The 16,196-nt window shown below is 33.3% G+C and carries 15 protein-coding genes; 5 read left to right on the top strand and 10 right to left on the bottom strand.

Going from position 1 to position 16,196, the window contains the following annotated elements; genetic code table 11:
* Window positions 1-13: 13 nt before the first annotated feature.
* Genes EV02_RS00935 through EV02_RS00950 form a run of 4 tightly spaced genes read right to left on the bottom strand, consistent with a single transcriptional unit; the run spans window position 14 to window position 5,031 of the window.
* Window positions 14-970 (bottom strand): PhoH family protein, encoded by a 957-nt coding sequence (locus EV02_RS00935; protein ID WP_032520258.1) that lies wholly within the window; start codon window positions 968-970, stop codon window positions 14-16.
* A 42-nt stretch (window positions 971-1,012) separates the two neighbouring features.
* A complete protein-coding gene (gene rpsP, locus EV02_RS00940; protein WP_032520257.1) occupies window positions 1,013-1,372 on the bottom strand; it encodes a 30S ribosomal protein S16 in 360 nt (119 codons plus the stop codon).
* 54 nt (window positions 1,373-1,426) lie between these two features.
* Window positions 1,427-2,878, bottom strand: coding sequence for a signal recognition particle protein (gene ffh / locus EV02_RS00945; RefSeq protein ID WP_032520256.1), 1,452 nt, complete (start codon window positions 2,876-2,878; stop codon window positions 1,427-1,429).
* 47 nt (window positions 2,879-2,925) lie between these two features.
* Complete coding sequence (locus EV02_RS00950; RefSeq protein ID WP_032520255.1) at window positions 2,926-5,031, bottom strand: IMS domain-containing protein; 2,106 nt, start codon at window positions 5,029-5,031, stop codon at window positions 2,926-2,928.
* Window positions 5,032-5,144: 113 nt separating this feature from the next.
* Between EV02_RS00950 and pdhA the strand changes: the two genes are divergently transcribed.
* Window positions 5,145-6,218: a pyruvate dehydrogenase (acetyl-transferring) E1 component subunit alpha gene (pdhA, locus tag EV02_RS00955; protein ID WP_032520254.1), complete on the top strand. Its 1,074-nt coding sequence runs from the start codon at window positions 5,145-5,147 to the stop codon at window positions 6,216-6,218.
* Between the two features lies 1 nt (window position 6,219).
* Here pdhA and EV02_RS00960 read toward each other — a convergent pair whose 3' ends face one another.
* Window positions 6,220-7,161 carry an RpoD/SigA family RNA polymerase sigma factor gene (locus EV02_RS00960; RefSeq protein ID WP_032520253.1) on the bottom strand — a complete coding sequence of 314 codons (942 nt, stop codon included), beginning with the start codon at window positions 7,159-7,161 and terminating at the stop codon, window positions 6,220-6,222.
* A gap of 139 nt (window positions 7,162-7,300) precedes the next feature.
* Entirely contained in the window at window positions 7,301-8,866 is a 1,566-nt protein-coding gene (locus EV02_RS00965; RefSeq protein WP_032520252.1) for a bifunctional ADP-dependent NAD(P)H-hydrate dehydratase/NAD(P)H-hydrate epimerase, read from the bottom strand.
* Window positions 8,867-8,912: 46 nt separating this feature from the next.
* On the opposite strand from EV02_RS00965, the gene mnmA reads away from it, so the two are divergent.
* On the top strand, window positions 8,913-10,070 hold the full coding sequence (gene mnmA, locus EV02_RS00970) for a tRNA 2-thiouridine(34) synthase MnmA (protein WP_032520251.1): 1,158 nt from the start codon (window positions 8,913-8,915) through the stop codon (window positions 10,068-10,070).
* Here the strand turns inward: mnmA and EV02_RS00975 are convergent.
* Entirely contained in the window at window positions 10,063-11,550 is a 1,488-nt protein-coding gene (locus EV02_RS00975) for an acyltransferase (protein WP_032520250.1), read from the bottom strand. The two genes, mnmA and EV02_RS00975, sit on opposite strands and share 8 nt — an antisense overlap.
* Window positions 11,551-11,636: 86 nt before the next feature.
* Here EV02_RS00975 and EV02_RS00980 point away from each other — a divergent pair, with 86 nt between their 5' ends.
* The 3 genes from EV02_RS00980 to sodX all read left to right on the top strand — a co-directional run bounded on the left by EV02_RS00980 (window position 11,637) and on the right by sodX (window position 13,162).
* On the top strand, window positions 11,637-12,209 hold the full coding sequence (locus tag EV02_RS00980; protein ID WP_032520249.1) for an FKBP-type peptidyl-prolyl cis-trans isomerase: 573 nt from the start codon (window positions 11,637-11,639) through the stop codon (window positions 12,207-12,209).
* Between the two features lie 78 nt (window positions 12,210-12,287).
* Window positions 12,288-12,761 (top strand): superoxide dismutase, Ni, encoded by a 474-nt coding sequence (sodN, locus tag EV02_RS00985; RefSeq protein WP_032520248.1) that lies wholly within the window; start codon window positions 12,288-12,290, stop codon window positions 12,759-12,761.
* A gap of 32 nt (window positions 12,762-12,793) precedes the next feature.
* The gene (gene sodX / locus EV02_RS00990; protein WP_275040705.1) at window positions 12,794-13,162 is read left to right on the top strand and encodes a nickel-type superoxide dismutase maturation protease; all 369 of its coding nucleotides are present in this window, start codon (window positions 12,794-12,796) and stop codon (window positions 13,160-13,162) included.
* On the opposite strand, the gene EV02_RS00995 is transcribed toward sodX, so the two are convergent.
* Genes EV02_RS00995 through lpdA form a run of 3 tightly spaced genes read right to left on the bottom strand, consistent with a single transcriptional unit; the run spans window position 13,121 to window position 16,186 of the window.
* Window positions 13,121-13,792: a hydantoin utilization protein A gene (locus EV02_RS00995; protein WP_032520246.1), complete on the bottom strand. Its 672-nt coding sequence runs from the start codon at window positions 13,790-13,792 to the stop codon at window positions 13,121-13,123. The genes sodX and EV02_RS00995 overlap by 42 nt on opposite strands.
* 54 nt (window positions 13,793-13,846) lie before the next feature.
* A complete protein-coding gene (gene trpC, locus EV02_RS01000; protein WP_032520245.1) occupies window positions 13,847-14,734 on the bottom strand; it encodes an indole-3-glycerol phosphate synthase TrpC in 888 nt (295 codons plus the stop codon).
* Between the two features lie 12 nt (window positions 14,735-14,746).
* The gene (gene lpdA / locus EV02_RS01005; protein WP_032520244.1) at window positions 14,747-16,186 is read right to left on the bottom strand and encodes a dihydrolipoyl dehydrogenase; all 1,440 of its coding nucleotides are present in this window, start codon (window positions 16,184-16,186) and stop codon (window positions 14,747-14,749) included.
* Window positions 16,187-16,196: the final 10 nt, after the last annotated feature.

The raw sequence follows: 16,196 nt of genomic DNA, 5'->3' as shown, positions 1-16,196 counted from the left end.
CAGAGTTATGAAGTTACTGATAAGCTGCAATAATTTTCTGAACTAAAGGATGACGAACTACATCTTCAACAGTTAAATAACAAAATTTTATACCTTGAGTTTCAGAGAAAATTCTAGATGCTTCGATGAGGCCGCTTTCCTGATCTTTTTTTAAATCAATTTGTGTAATATCTCCATTTACAACCATTTTTGATCTCTCTCCTAATCTGGTCAAAAACATTCTCATTTGAGAGCAAGTAGTATTTTGTGCTTCATCTAGGATAACTATGGAGTTGTCTAAGGTTCTGCCTCTCATAAATGCTAAAGGAGCAACTTCAATAATCCCCTTATCAATTAACGAATTTGTTCTGTCAATCCCGAAAATACTATGTAAAGAATCAAATAGGGGTCTTAAATATGGATCTACTTTTTGTTGCAAATCACCAGGTAGGAATCCCAAACTTTCACCAGCTTCTACAGCTGGTCTGGTTAAAACAATTTTTTCAATTTTTTTTTCGTTCAATAGTCGTGCCGCGCAAACAGTTGCTAAAAATGTCTTACCAGTTCCAGCTGGACCAATCGCAAAGGTAAGATCAAAGTTTTCAATTGATTCAACATATTCTTTTTGCCTTATAGTTCTTGGTCTCAAATATCTTCCTTCTTTGGAACGCGCAAGTATTTTTTTTCCTAGTTCAGCATGTGAAGATGATTCGCCTATATTTAAAGAACTTAAAGCCGCTTTAAGATCTACCTCAGGGACTTCTAACCCTTGTTCCCAAATGGGTCTTGTTAGTTCTACTAATGCTGATGCTCTCTCAATTTTAGATATGACACCGTTCATCTCCAGTTGTAAGCCTCTTATAGTTAAAGAAACTCCAGTAAGAGACTCAAATTTTTTTAAGAAAGAATTACCAGGTCCAGATAATGCAGTAGCGGCATCAGAGCTTGGCAAATCTATTTTGAAGTGACCAGTTTTGGAAACTTCCTTCATCTAGTTATTGAATAAGAATAAAAATTTATCAACTCACTAGCGTTAAGCTTCATTACCCTCGCTTTCAACTTTGCTACTATCATTTTCTTCTTCTTTAGTTTTAGCCTTAGCTAATTTTTCCTTCTCTAACTTTGCTTTACCAATTGAGATAGAGGGTCTTTCTGTTTTTTCTAATAACCCTCCCTTTTCTAATAAAGTTCTCACAACACCAGTTGGCTGAGCACCCTGAGTAAGTCTTGTTCTTAAAGCTTCTGTGTCAAGCCTAGTTTCCTTAGTTCTTGGATTATAAAAACCTAGTTCCTGCAGAGGTCTACCATCTCTTCTGGAAGTGCTGTTGCATGCAACAATTCTGAAACTTGCCTCTTTTTTCTTTCCAAAGCGCTTAAGGCGCAATTTAATCATTTTAAATTAATGCGTTTTTAATAATAATATCATTTAAAGGTAAAAATATAGAAACTACAAATCGGCAAAACCTTTTTTCTTTTTATTATTTTTTTGTTTTTTCATTGGCTTATTACCACTCATACCTCCCATTCCTGGCATTGCTGGCATTCCTCCCATCCCTGGCATACCTCCCATTCCTGGCATTCCTCCCATTCCTGGCATTCCTCCGTTAGACATTTGTTTCATAAAACCTCTCATTCTTTGAAAATCGGCTAAAACTTTATCTACATCTTTTGCTTCATAACCGCTACCTTGAGCGATTCTTTGTCTTCTTGAGGGGTGAGCCGCAAGAACTTCGGGTTTTTGTTTCTCCTCAAGAGTCATTGACGAGATCATAGATTCTATTTTCTTAAGTTGATCTTCTCCATCTTTTATCATCCCATCATCTATTTTATTCATTCCAGGAATCAATTTAATCAATCCACCAAGTGAACCCATTCTTTTAATTAATCTCATTTGCTTTACAAAATCATTAAAATCAAAAGTCGCTTCTTGAAGTTTCTTTTGCATCGCTTCTGCATCAGCAAGTTCAACTTCTTTTTGTGCTTTTTCAACAAGTGTCAACACATCCCCCATACCTAAAATTCTGCTGGCCATTCTTTCTGGATGAAATGGTTGCAATGCCTCTATTTTTTCACCTACACCTATAAATTTGATTGGTTTACCGCTTATTTTTCTTATCGATAAAGCAGCTCCACCTCTTGAGTCACCATCCAACTTAGTTAATATCGCCCCTGTGATTCCTACTTTTTCATGAAATGATTTTGTTAAGTCTGCAGCTTCTTGCCCAATCATTGAATCAACAACAAGCAAAACCTCATCAGGATTAGAAACTTCTTTAATTCGAACCATTTCACTCATCATGGAATCATCAATTTGGAGTCTTCCTGCGGTATCAATAATTATCGAATTAAAATCATTTTCCCTAGCAAAATTCAATGCTTCTTTTGCTATTTCTTCTGGCTTGCTATTTTTTTCTTTAGCTGAAAAAACTTCCAATTCATATTGACTTCCCAATGTTTTAAGCTGCTCTACAGCTGCCGGTCGATAAATATCTGCAGCCACCAAAAGAACTTTTTTATCTTTTTCCTTTAAATAAAGTCCTAATTTTCCTGTTGCAGTTGTTTTACCCGCTCCCTGAAGTCCAGCCATCAAAATGACTGTAGGACTATTTTCATTTTCGTTTAATGGAGAATTTTCATTCCCCATAATGTTAATCAATTCTTTATTTACAACTTCAATAAATTTTTGACCTGGGTTTACGCCCCTAACTACTTCTTCCCCAATAGCTTTATCTTTGACATCTGATATAAACTCTTTTACTACAGACAAACTAACATCTGCATCAAGGAGTGCTCTTTTAACCTCCTTCAAGGCATCGTTTATGTTATTTTCACTAATTTTTGCTTCGCCTCTTAAACCCTTTACTGCGTCTTCAAAGCGTGAAGAGAGTTCATCAAACATTATTAAAAAGTAATTTTAATTATTATAGATGATCTTGAAGTTTGTAATTACAAGCCGCTCACGAAATCAACCAATTTCCACGATTTATTTGAAAACCCCAAAATATATTTAACTTTAAGGGGATTTAAAGATGTTTCATTAATAAATTCTCCAGAATTCTTTACTAGCCTCTCTATATAATTCAATTCTACTAAAACAACTATCCGAGATGAAGTTTGCGATTCCAAATCAATTTTACGTATTTGGGAATTAATCTCCTTATAAATTCCTTTCTTGATATCGTTCTGTCTTTCTTCGATTGTTCGATCAATTAGACCTTTACTAACAATCTTATAAAGATTAATTTCTCCCTTTCCCGCTAAGTAATTACTTTTATTAAGAAGCCATCCATTAATTAAATTCCTTATTTCTTCTAAAGAAGGTGAAGCAGTATTAAGTTCTTTGAATTCATAGGAAATAATTGAAGTAGATTTCTCAGAAATAGAATTCAATTTACTTGAAGGATTTTTTTTTATTTCTTGAAAAATATCTTTCTCAGTAAGCTTTTGATTTTTATCTTTTGCAATTAAGGGTTTTTCAGCAATAGATTCGTCCTGAATTGATTTTTTTAAATTATTTCTTAAAAATCCAATACCAATACCAAATGCAAATAATATCAAAAACGCATAGATATAAATTAAATACGGCGACCGATTAATTATCTCTTTATCCTTTAAGAATTCCCCAAAACTAAACTTTAATTCAGCAATTTTTTCGATTAAAAAATTATAAAACTCAATTGGTTTGTTCTTAAAGTATTCCTCATTGAATTCTATCTCTTTGGCCTCAACCTTTTCATAGCCTTGTTTTATGCCACCAGGCCAAGGTAATCTTCTTTCATCAATACTCCCCAATATATTATCAAAATCTTCAGTCGTTTTTGTGGATAATTCCTTCTCAGTTTTTTGGTTTTGAAGATTTGATCTAATTACAATTTTTTTTGATTTCTTTTCTAATTTTTCAATAAATTCTTGAATTTCCCTATCTTCAAACCAAGAATCTAAATCCACCTCTTTTGAGTCAATGTCTCTATACCCAACTAAAACATCATTTTCTAACCAATTTTTACAGAAAATACATATCGCTTCTAATTTATTTCCAGGATAATTATTAAGCCAATCACGTAAATTTTCATCAGAACTACTTGAAAACCTTGCAGAGGCTTGGTCAATGTCAGCTAAAAGCAAGTCTAAACAACCCACTAGAGGCATTGAATCAAGACCTGATAAATTTAGTTTTTTTAAAATTCTCCTCGCTTCAAATAATTTTTCTGGCTTTCTTCTAGAGAAACCAATAGCTGTTAAGGATAGAAATGCTAAAAATCCTGCTTCTAATGATCCTCTTTTTTGTAATTCAAGAAACAAATCAATCTGTTCTTGCACTGTCAAAAATGGCTTAATTTGTTGAAAAAAAGCTTCAAACTCTTGCTGATTTAAATAATCTTTATATTCAGATTTATTATTACCTTCCAAACCTCCTCTTTTGATTATTAAATTTTCCAACATACTAAAGCCTTTTTTATGAGACTCTTGATCATTTAGATCTCTACTAAGTAGATCTAGAATTCTGTAAGGAAGCAAAGCAACCAAATCTTCTTCAAGTTCTTTTCTTAATTCTCCAAGCTTTCCCATTCTTTGTAGAAGTTGTATACCTTCATGTAAAAAGTCTGCCGCGTTCGAATAGGATCTAAGCTGTTGTTCTTGAATTGCAGAATCTCTAGCTGTTAAAGCAGCCAATAATGTTAAATCAGCTTCTCTACTACTTCCTAAAGCTGGAGTTTGTGGGGGTTGCAATGCTTTTCTCGTAATTTTAAAAGCTTCTTTTGGTGAACCTGATTCCCAAAGAAGTATTAATCCTGCTACTTCTCTATTTGAGGAGAAATCCAATCCAGAATTCCCATTTAATAACAAATTTTCGTACTCTCTTCTGCTTTCTGGATCTGTAAGAAGATCGGCAGTGAGCCGAAGCAGCTCAGATCTTTGGGTTAAAACTTCATAAGTAAAACCTTCATCAGGTGTTTTATCTAACCGCAATTGAAACGCCCTTAATATTTCCTCAGAAGTTGCAGAGGGGCTTACGCCAATTAAACGAAAATGGTCTAAAGGAAGTTCCAAACAAATATCCTATTGAAAATTCTTAGACAAATTTTATCAAGTTAAAAATTTTTTTCACAAGGTCTTACAGAGTTATTAAAAAAAATCATGAAAATCGCCCATCACGGCTTAGAATGTTAACAAATCAAAACTTCGTTAAGGTATTTTTCTTGGAAACACACGTAGAGAGAATCTCAAATCTTCAAGACATAAAAAAAGCCGAATTAGATCGAGAAACCGGATTATTCCTTTATGAAGACATGACGCTTGGTCGTAGGTTTGAAGATAAGTGTGCAGAAATGTATTACAGGGGAAAAATGTTTGGTTTCGTTCATTTATATAACGGTCAAGAGGCTATAAGCACGGGAGTAATTGGCGCTATGAAAAAGAAACATGATTGGTTTTGTAGTACCTATCGCGATCATGTTCATGCACTAAGTGCGGGTGTCCCCTCATTTGAAGTAATGAGTGAACTTTTTGGTAAATCCACTGGTTGTAGCAAAGGCCGAGGTGGATCCATGCACCTATTTTCAAGAGAGCATCACCTACTCGGAGGATATGCATTTATTGGAGAGGGAATTCCAGTTGCCTTAGGGGCAGCCTTTTCAAGTAAATACAGAAAGGAAGTTGCTGGAAATAGTAATAGTGATGCTGTAACTGCAGCATTTTTTGGGGATGGGACTTGCAATAATGGGCAGTTTTTTGAATGTTTAAATATGGCCCAGTTATGGAAATTACCAATAATTTTTGTTGTTGAGAATAATAAATGGGCTATTGGTATGGCTCATGATAGAGCTACTAGTAATCCTGAAATCTGGAGAAAAGCGTCTGCTTTTGGCATGCACGGCGAGGAAGTTGATGGAATGGATGTATTAGCAGTAAGAGGGGCCGCACAAAGAGCAATTGAGCGAGCTAGGGCAGGAGAAGGTCCTACACTTTTAGAATGTTTAACCTATAGATATAGAGGGCATTCTCTTGCAGATCCAGATGAATTAAGGTCTGAAAAAGAGAAGGAGTTTTGGGGGAAAAGAGATCCTATTAAGAAATTAGCTCAAGAAATTATTGACGGTAAATTCGCTACGGAAGAAGAATTAAAAATTATTGAAAAGAAAATTGATGCAGAAATATCGGAGTCAGTTAAAAATGCAATTGAAGCTCCTGAACCTCCTTCAGAAGAATTAATCAAATATATTTGGGCAGAAGATTAGATCAAATACCGCTAGGTAATTTTCTGGTTAAATTCCTTAATTTTCTTAGTGCCTTAAGTTCAACTTGTCTTACTCTTTCTCTAGAAACTTCTAATAATCTTCCAATTTCTGCAAGCGTATGCCTCTCATTGGCATCAAGTCCAAACCTTAGTTTAAGAACATGTTGTTCTTGCTCGCTTAAATGACTTAACCACTTACCGAGTTGTTCTTGATGCATTTTCTGTTCCACTTGATCTAAAGGCTCTTCATTATTACTATCTGCAATTAAATCACCTAAAAAGCTCCTGCCATCATCACCATTTACTGGAGCATCTAAACTACTTGTCGATAAAGCTTGTCTTAAAACAGAATCCAATTCTTCAACATCAATCTCCATTGCCTCTGCAATTTCAATTCTGCTTGGCATAGCACCAAGTTTATGAGCCAAATCTCTACTAACTTTTCTAATAGAAGCTAACCTCTCACTTAAGTGAACAGGTAAACGGATTGTTCTTGATTGACAAGCAATTGCTCTTGTCATACTTTGCCTAATCCACCAAAAGGCGTAAGTAGAAAACTTATAACCTCTTGTCGGATCAAATTTTTCAACAGCCCTCTCTAACCCAAGAGAACCTTCTTGTACTAAATCAAGTAATTCTAGTCCTTTACCTTGATATTTTTTGGCCACGCTGACAACTAATCTTAAATTAGCTTTCATCATTCTTTCTTTAGCTCTTCGGCCAATTTTTATAGTTCTTTTTTGCTGGGTTGTAAAATCATTAATCTTTTCATTTAATTGTCCATCTTCTGTAAGAATCATCATCTTCTGGACTTGGTTTCCCAATTCAATCTCTTCGGCAGGTGTTAATAAAGGAACTCTACCGATATTCTGCAAATACCAACTAATTGGATCATTACTTCTCCTTTTGGGTGGTTCTGCTTGTGTTGGTAATGATGAAACCATTTTTGACCTAATTTAGGTAATAAAACTCTCCTACACTTTTAAAGAAATAGCCAAATATTTAATGCGCGCTTCAGATTTCAAGTTATATTTGTACACTTATGTGTTTAAAACTATAAATAACTCTCTTAAATTGTTTCTTTCAAGATATTTGTCTCATTTTTTTATTTCTCATTAATTTTGATAATTCGTCACCAATAACAGAAGCATTTGACCCTTTTTTGCACTTTGATGCAGCAAATGAATGCAAAAGCACGTATTTAGCAAAAAAATCTGTTTTTATGTTTCTACAAAAGGTTAAATCAATCGCAGAACTACCAGCTATAAATCCAGATAAAAGATCACCCAATCCAGCTCGAGCTGTGTGTGAATCAGTCCCAAAAAGTTGCCAAGCCTTTTTATTTTCAGCGACTATGCTATTAGCTCCCTTTAACAAAACACTTATGTTAAATTCTTTAGCAGCATTAAGAGCTTTTTCAACATTAGTCTCGCATTTGATATTAGGGAATAACCTCGAAAATTCTTTGCTATGAGGTGTTATCCATGTCTTAAATCTTCTCTCTAAGAAGAATTTTGAACATAATTTAGATTCTGAAATTCTATTGAGTGCATCCGCATCCAAGATCAATAATCCTTCAAAACCAGTGAGAATGTCTTTTGCTTTTTGCCAATCATCATTATCAATTCCTATTCCTGGGCCAACAGCTACTGAATCAAATGCACTTAAATCAATATTTTTTAATGCACTAAATAAAGATGCATTTCCATTTTGATTACATTGCATAGTACCCTTTAAAACTATTTCTGGAGCAACTTGCCAAATAGATTCAGCAACTAACTCAGGCAGGACAGCCGAGATATAGCCTGCTCCACTTGATATCGCCCCTTTTAATGCTAAGTATGCAGCACCAGGATATTTTTCACTTCCAGCTATTAATAATGTTCTACCTCTTTTATATTTGTTGGAATTTCTTGGTAAAGAAGGTAAATCAATATTTTTTAAATCTTTGTAAGTAACCTTAAAAATCTTTTTATCAACTTTGGAAAGTTTACTAATAGGCACCCCAACATCTATATGGTGCAATTCTCCAATAAAAGGTAATGCAAAATCTTGCATCAATCCAATCTTATTAAGACCAATTGCCAAGGTATGGTCTGCCTTTACTGCGTCATCTAAAAAAGGCTCTCCTTTATCAGGACATAATCCTGTTGGAATATCAATACTTATTACCTTGCCATATTTGTTATGAAATTTTTTATTAAAAAGTTTAATTAATTTATTATCAACTTTTCTCGTTTGATTATTACCAAAAACAGCATCAATCCAAAGTTCTCTACCATTTGCATCAGGGGGCTCTACTAATTTTGTGACACCAATAGATGTAAGATAATTAAGGTGGTTATTTGTTAATGTTTTTTTTATAGGAAATGGACACCATACCTTTACTAAAAAACCTTTCAAAAAAAGCTCTCTAGCTATTACTGCACCATCCCCACCATTATGCCCTGGACCTATAAAAACAGTTGTTCCATACTTTAGAAGAGGTTTCCTTTTCAAGAGCCATTTACTAATTTGAATACCTGCTTTTTCCATCAATGCTTCTTGAGGCATTCCATCAGAAAACATTTCTTTCTCTAATATCAACATTTGCTTTGAATCAACAATTAAATGTTTAGAGTCAATTGTTGGCCATACAATTTCGTTCATAATTAGTACAAAGCACTTGGAGAACTGTTCAAAAATTTAAACTTCCATGTTAAAGACACAAAAGGATAAAAAATTAGAGAACTTTTTTTCTTCTAATGATAAAACTAAGAAGAAGAAAAATATTATTGTAGGTCTTTCTGGTGGCGTAGATAGTTCCCTTTCAGCTGCTCTTCTTGTAGAAAGAGGCTGGAATGTTGAGGGACTAACTCTTTGGCTAATGAAAGGACAAGGCTCCTGTTGTTCTGAAGGATTAGTAGATGCTGCCGGCCTTTGTGAAGATTTGGGAATTAACCATAAAATAATAGACTCAAGAGAAATTTTCAAAAAAGAGGTAATTAAAAAAACTACTGAAAGCTATGAGAAAGGATTCACTCCACTTCCATGTTCGATGTGCAACAAGAATGTGAAGTTTGAAGAGATGCTTAATTACGCAATAAACAAAAAAGACTTTACTTATATTGCGACCGGACATTACGCAAGGATAAAAAAATCATCTTATGCTGAAAAACTTGATTGCAAGAGCTTTGTATTTGAGGACTTTCTTCTTCTAAGAGGTGCTGACGAAAACAAGGACCAAAGTTATTTTCTTTATTCTCTCTCACAAGAAGTACTAAGCAGATTAGAATTTCCCCTTGGTGAAATGAAAAAAGAAGAAACAAGAAAGGAAGCCCTTAGATTAGGTCTTAGAACTGCTCAAAAACCAGAAAGTCAAGATTTATGTTTAGTTGAGCATTATGGATCAATGCAGAGATTTATCGACAAACACATTGAACCCAATGAAGGAGAAATTGTGCATGTAAATGGGAAAGTCCTAGGAAAACACAATGGTATTCAGCACTTTACGGTAGGTCAAAGAAAAGGTTTGGGCATCGCTTGGCCTGAACCATTGTATGTAAAAAGTTTAGACAGGGTAAAAAACGTAGTTTATGTAGCAGATAAAAGTGATCTATTTAGTAAAGAAGCAATAATTACTAAGGTTAACTGGGTTTCAATCGAAGAACCTAAGCAAGAGATACAAGTAGAAGCACAAATCAGATATAGAAGTCATCCAGTAAAAGGAACTTTAATCCCTTTGAAAAATTTAGATAATCCAACTAAAACATTTAAATTAATTTTTGAAGAAAGTCAAAGTTCAGTAACGCCCGGACAAGCAGCAGTTTTTTATAAAGGAGAAATTTTATTAGGTGGTGGATTAATTAATTAATTTTCCAAAAGATATTTAATCCCATAAAAAATAAAAACAAACACAAAATAGGTTTATCTCCAAATTTTGTGTAGAAAGTCTTTTCGGATGAAAAATTAGGAAACACTATTTTATTTTGCTCCACTTTTAAATCTAGAAGTTGAATTATTTTTCCATCATCTTGAACTAAACCCGAAGGGCCGGTATTTGATACTAGTAAATTATTTTTCTTATTTTCAATACTTCTTAATCTAGCCAAAGATAGGAATTGATTATAAAGCTTAGCTGGATATGGGTCTAAATTTGCTGAAGTTACTATTAGTTTTGCACCGCTATTAACAGCCTTTCTTATTTTTAGTCCATCACTAATTTCGTAACATATAGCTACTGCTAGTGGGGGTGTAAATTTAGGATCAAACAATCTTGAATCAGAGCCTGGTTGAATTCCTCCTACTGCAGATAATCCTCTTGAAAAACTATTTAGAAATCTAGGTATTTTTTCACCTATTGGAACAAGTCTGTTTTTATCTATAAATGAAGTAAAAGATTTATCTCCAATTTGAAATCCGAGTAAAGAACTTCTTAACTCATTATTTGAATTTCTGAAACCTCCTGCCAAGGTATTAACCTTAATGCCTTGAGATAAATAAAAATTATTAGATAGAGTTCCTTCAGGCGCAACAAGAATTTTTGCTTTGTTTGATAAAGCATATTGTTGAGCGATAGATAGTTTTTCTTTAATAAATTCATCATTTATTTTTAACTTCTCTCTTGTTGGTATATTAGTTTGCCAAATAGCTACTGGATATTCGTAATTTCTTTTTATTGGAGTTATTAAACCTCCAAATAAATGCAAGAAAATAATAACCAAAAGTCCTAAAAGAAATATTTTTTTAAAATGAAGTTTTCTTTCCCATCTACCTTGACTAAAAAAAATCCAAAATCCAATCAATATTTGTAAAACGCATAAACCACTTGCGCCAATCCATCTTGCCAAACCAGCAAGATAAATATCACCTGGGATAAGACTCTCTCCTAAACCTATCCAAAAAAAAGGTGTTTGAGAAAGTATCAATTCACCAATCCCCCAAATCAAAGATAAAAAAAATACTTTTACAGTTAAAGGCAATATTTTAATTTTAAAAACATCCTCTTTCCAGAGAATAATTTCAACTAACAAACCCCATAAATAAACTAATATCCCACCCAAAAAAGCGCAAAATAATAATATTGAAAGGGCGATTATTAAACTTGCAAGCCATGAAAACCCAAGCCATGTCAATGGATGAAGATCAAATAACCATGAATGACTTATCAAAACAAAGAAAAAACCCCACAAAAAATTTGCTATTTTTCTCTCACTTCCTTTCCACAAAATAAATAAGGATATTGGCATAAAAACCAGCCAAAAGTGAGTTGAAACAGAAATTCCTCCTAAAATTCCTCCTAAACAAGGGTAAAAATATTGTCTTAAACTTTTAACTTGAGTTGGGATTAACAATCTAAAATTACGAAATTAAATTTATAATCACTCATTTATTGTACCTTCATTCTGTAGACTTAGTTTTAGTAACTTTCAAAATTTAAGTGAAAGAAGTCTTTATTAGTTTTGCAGTTTTTGTTTTTTGTGTTTCATTAACTCTGTTCAGTCAATTTAATTCACCACAAGTTGTCAATGCTGCCGAATCAGAAATTCAGTCAGCACAAAAACCACCTGTTGCTAAATCATTAAATGTCTCAAATAATAATTTATTTGAATTAGACCCATCAGATCCAAATCCTATACTTTTCGCTATGGCAGAAGAAACATCATCAGACAGCAATTCAAGGACTACAGAAAGTGGTCTAATTATTGCAGATATCATAAATGGGGAAGGAGATGAAGCTAGTACTGGGCAAACAGTTACTGTTAATTACACAGGTACTCTAGAAGACGGGACACAATTTGATACCAGTATCGGAAGAGCTCCATTCAGCTTTCCCCTAGGTGCAGGACGTGTTATAAAAGGTTGGGACGAAGGTGTAGCAGGCATGAAAGTTGGAGGTAAAAGAAAATTAACAATACCTCCGGAGCTTGGATACGGATCGAGAGGCGCAGGAAATGTAATACCTGCTAATGCGACTTTAATATTTGAAGTTGAATTATTAAAAGTCAATTAAATTAAGTAAGAAAAATATCTAAGACTTTTCAATTTAGTTAATCTCCAAGTAGTATATATACAACATCAAATAATTGAAATGTTAAGTAAATTCATCAATTCTTTTCTAGATAAAAAATCACCTATTACTGTCCATGCTCATTGTGACGGTCCTTGTGGTGTTTACGACCCAGCATCTACGAGAGTTGCAGCTGAAGCAGTTTTATCAATGACAAAAAAACTTATTGCGTTAGAAGCTCCTTCTAGCACTGATTCAGCAGAGTGGGCTGCATACAGTAATACTTTCTCTAGATATGTCGCAGTTAAAGAAGAGCAAGCAAAAGAAACTAAGAAAGAAATTCTAATTTTATGGACAGATTACTTTAAACCTGTTCACTTAGAAACTTATCCAGACTTACATGAAACCATTTGGAAGGCAGCCAAATTATGCAGTGCATGCAAAGTTAATATTGACTTGGCTCAAGCTGAGGAACTCATGGTTTATGTAGAAAAAATTCATAGTATTTTCTGGGCTTCAAAAGGAAGATCAGACGCTTTTGTAAAAGCTAGTTAACCAGAATTATTTTCAAAAGTTTTTTTAATCTTATTTTATTTTTTTTAGGTTTAAGAAAAACTGCCATTATTAGTGGTGAGTCGATGTTACCTTACCTAAAGGAAGGGGATATTGTATTTTTTAAAAATTATAAAAAAAATAAATCAATACTTAAAAATCGACAAATAGTTATTTTTAATCATCCACTTAAAAATAAAAAAATAATAAAAAGAATAAATTCAGTGAATCAAAACAATATTGAGGTTATTGGCGACAATCTTGAATTTAGCGAAGATAGTAATAAATTTGGATTAATCAATAATGAAAAAATAATTGGGATTGTCACCTCTAAATTAATTATTCCTAAATTAAAAAATTTTTTAATTCAAAAAAATAGAAGCACTTCTTTGAATCCAAAATAATCCCAAAGAAAAGGAAAGCCCTCCTGCTACAGCTATCAATCTTTTAATAAATTTTTGACTGGCTTTAAAGGTGGTAAAAGATATTAAACAAGTAAAAAGATTCATACTTACTAGTGAACCAATCAAATATGAAATCAAATATAAGCAAGCGCTTGTTAAAGGTAGTGCTAAAGCAGGAAGGACTGCAAGAAAATGAGAACCTCCAGCTATACCGTGTAGCAAACCTAAACCTGTCAAAGCATGTGAGTGCTTATAATTTTTTTTTTGTTCCTTAACATGAAAGTGAAAGTGACGATGGGCAATTCCATTCTCATGCTTATGGGAATGCGAATGGATGCTTAATTGAAAAGAATTTTTTATAGCAAATAATCCAACAATTAGGAGAGAAATTCCAACTAGAAATTCGGCAATATTTGAAAATTTGTTTAATGGCGTAATATCCTTTATAAAAATCGCTAGAAAAGCTAACAAGAGGACACCTGAAGAGTGTCCTAAGCCCCATGAGAAACTATTTTTAAGAGCTTTTTGGGGATTATTAATTGCTGCTGGTACCATTGCAATCAGATGATCAGCGCCACTAACTACATGCACAAATCCAGCAACTATACCTGTTAAAATTACAGCCTGCATATATATTCAGTACAACTCTGTCTATTTAATTTTATAGCACGATTTAAGTCAATATTAAATCGAGTTAAATAATTTATTGAACGATTGTTCAATATCAGTTTCTCTCATAAAAGTTTCACCAATTAATACTCCCTTGATTCCAATAGATCTAAGCAATTCTAAATCTTCGGCACAATTAATTCCAGATTCACTTATAGGAATAATTTTTTGTTTTAAAAATATATCTGCATATGTATGCATCAATTCTATTGATGTTTTTAAATCCGTTTTAAAAGTCTTTAAGTCCCTATTATTTATTCCAATCAAATTAAAAGATTTTAATTTTAGAATCCTTTCTAATTCATTAGAGTTATGGACTTCAACAAGAACACTCATCTTTAAATTGTCAGCAATTTTCTTTAAATAAATTAAATCGTCATCACTTAAAATCGCAGCGATTAATAATATTGCATCAGCGCCAGATACCCTTGCTTTATAAATTTGATAAGCAGAAATAATAAAATCTTTGCAGAGTAGAGGGAGATTAGTTGATCTCCTTACAGTTTCGAGTATTGCATAACTACCTTGAAAAAATCTTTTATCGGTAAGTACTGAGATACATGATGCACCTAATCCTTCATAACAAATTGCTATGTTTTCAGGATTAAAAATTTTTCTAATAACTCCTTTACTCGGACTAGCTTTTTTTATTTCAGCAATAACTCCTGGTTTTATTTTTGATTCCAAAATATTTTTATAAAAATCTTTGGGAGTAGGAAGTTTTTCAATCTTTTTGATGAGATCTTCTAAAGAAACTATTTTTTTAAAATTTTTAATTTCAATATCCTTGTGCCATACAATTTCTTCCAGAATATTTTTTGCTTGTGCTTCTCGATGAGGTACAGCATATTCTAAATTTTCTACCCTTACTGTTGGATTTGGTGGCCTGCGTCTTATCTCCATTATTTCTAGATATTATTTTATTTGAGAAGCCGCTTGTTTATATGCGACCTCAACTACTTCACTAAGAGTAGGATGAGTATGAACTTCTTTAGATAATTCAATTACATCTTGGTTCCTTGAAATTGCGTTCGAAATTTCTTGAATTAAATCAGCTGCATGTAACCCAAAAATATGAGCACCTAATACTTTCCCATTATCTTTATTGAAAATCAACTTTAGCAATCCATCACTCTCCAATTCAGCCAATGCTTTTGAATTTGCCTTAAAGAAACTTTTGACAACTCCCAAAGTAAAATTTTCTTTTGCAGATATCTCTTTAGCTTCAACTTCTGAGAGACCAACTGAACTTATCTCTGGGTGAGTAAAGGTTGCTGCAGGGATACTTTTATAGTTAATTTCGACATTACCACCGCAAATATTATCAACAGCAATAGTACCCTGCGCTGCAGCTGTATGGGCAAGCATTAGTTTGCCCGTTACATCTCCAACAGCCCAAATGTTAGGTATTATTTTATCACCATTCTTAACTCTCATGTGATCATCGACAGGAATGAAACCTTTTACTGTTTCGATACCAACCGACTCAAGATTTAAGTTATTACTATTAGGACTTCTGCCAGTTGCAACTAGTACAGCGTCAACTTCTAATGTTTCTACAACTTCCTTAGATTTTGCATCCGTCAGTTCTATTTTTACAGGACATCCAGGATTTATTTTTGTCGCAAAGACATTTGATTTTGTATCTATATCTCTCGCTTGAATAAGGTTCTTCTTAGCAATTTTAGTGATGTCTGGATCAAATGTTGGCATAATATTCTCCAAAGCCTCGATCATGGTAACTTCAGAACCAAGAGCGGTATAAACATCCGCAAATTCTAGACCTATATATCCGCTTCCAATAATTGCTATCCATCTTGGAAGCCACTCAAGTTTAACCGCATCATCACTAGTAAATACGGTCCTATTATCCAAAGTTATTCCACGGGGCACAAATGGAGAAGAGCCTGTTGCTATAACAATATTTTGACATGTGAAAATTTTATCAATTCCGTTTTTATCTCTTATGCCTACTTTTTGATTTCCTTCAATTCTTCCAATGCCCAAAATAATTTCAACTCCACTCCTTTTCAGAGTCTTTGTTAAATTTTCTCTAACATTTAAAACTAAATTATTTGCATGATCTGCAATTTTTGATCTCTCAAACCTTACTGGTGAAGCATGTATACCAAATTTAGCTAAATGTTCATAATTAGCTATTTCTCTAACTTTTCCACTTGCAGCCAAAAGAGCTTTAGATGGAACACAACCCTTATTAACACAAGTGCCTCCCATATCAGAAGATTCTACTATTGCGACTTTCAGTCCCTTACCAGCAGCATGTTTAGCGGCATCAAAACCTCCATATCCTGCTCCTATTACGATTAAATCAAAATCAAAACTTGAATCAGTCACTTTTTATTTA

Source organism: Prochlorococcus marinus str. SB (assembly GCF_000760115.1).
Classification (GTDB): domain Bacteria; phylum Cyanobacteriota; class Cyanobacteriia; order PCC-6307; family Cyanobiaceae; genus Prochlorococcus_A; species Prochlorococcus_A marinus_D.
The sequence above is the reverse complement of the archived record's forward strand: the minus strand, read 5'-3'. Positions and strand labels throughout refer to the sequence as shown.

Excerpts from the sequence above, each read along its gene's own strand:
- EV02_RS00935 (WP_032520258.1), bottom strand. The coding sequence starts at position 970 with ATGAAGGAAGTTTCCAAAACTGGTCACTTCAAAATAGATTTGCCAAGC.
- ffh (WP_032520256.1), bottom strand. The coding sequence starts at position 2,878 with ATGTTTGATGAACTCTCTTCACGCTTTGAAGACGCAGTAAAGGGTTTA.
- mnmA (WP_032520251.1), top strand. The coding sequence starts at position 8,913 with ATGTTAAAGACACAAAAGGATAAAAAATTAGAGAACTTTTTTTCTTCT.
- trpC (WP_032520245.1), bottom strand. The coding sequence starts at position 14,734 with ATGGAGATAAGACGCAGGCCACCAAATCCAACAGTAAGGGTAGAAAAT.
- pdhA (WP_032520254.1), top strand. The coding sequence starts at position 5,145 with ATGTTAACAAATCAAAACTTCGTTAAGGTATTTTTCTTGGAAACACAC.
- sodN (WP_032520248.1), top strand. The coding sequence starts at position 12,288 with ATGTTAAGTAAATTCATCAATTCTTTTCTAGATAAAAAATCACCTATT.
- rpsP (WP_032520257.1), bottom strand. The coding sequence starts at position 1,372 with ATGATTAAATTGCGCCTTAAGCGCTTTGGAAAGAAAAAAGAGGCAAGT.
- EV02_RS00965 (WP_032520252.1), bottom strand. The coding sequence starts at position 8,866 with ATGAACGAAATTGTATGGCCAACAATTGACTCTAAACATTTAATTGTT.
- EV02_RS00960 (WP_032520253.1), bottom strand. The coding sequence starts at position 7,161 with ATGGTTTCATCATTACCAACACAAGCAGAACCACCCAAAAGGAGAAGT.
- EV02_RS00995 (WP_032520246.1), bottom strand. The coding sequence starts at position 13,792 with ATGCAGGCTGTAATTTTAACAGGTATAGTTGCTGGATTTGTGCATGTA.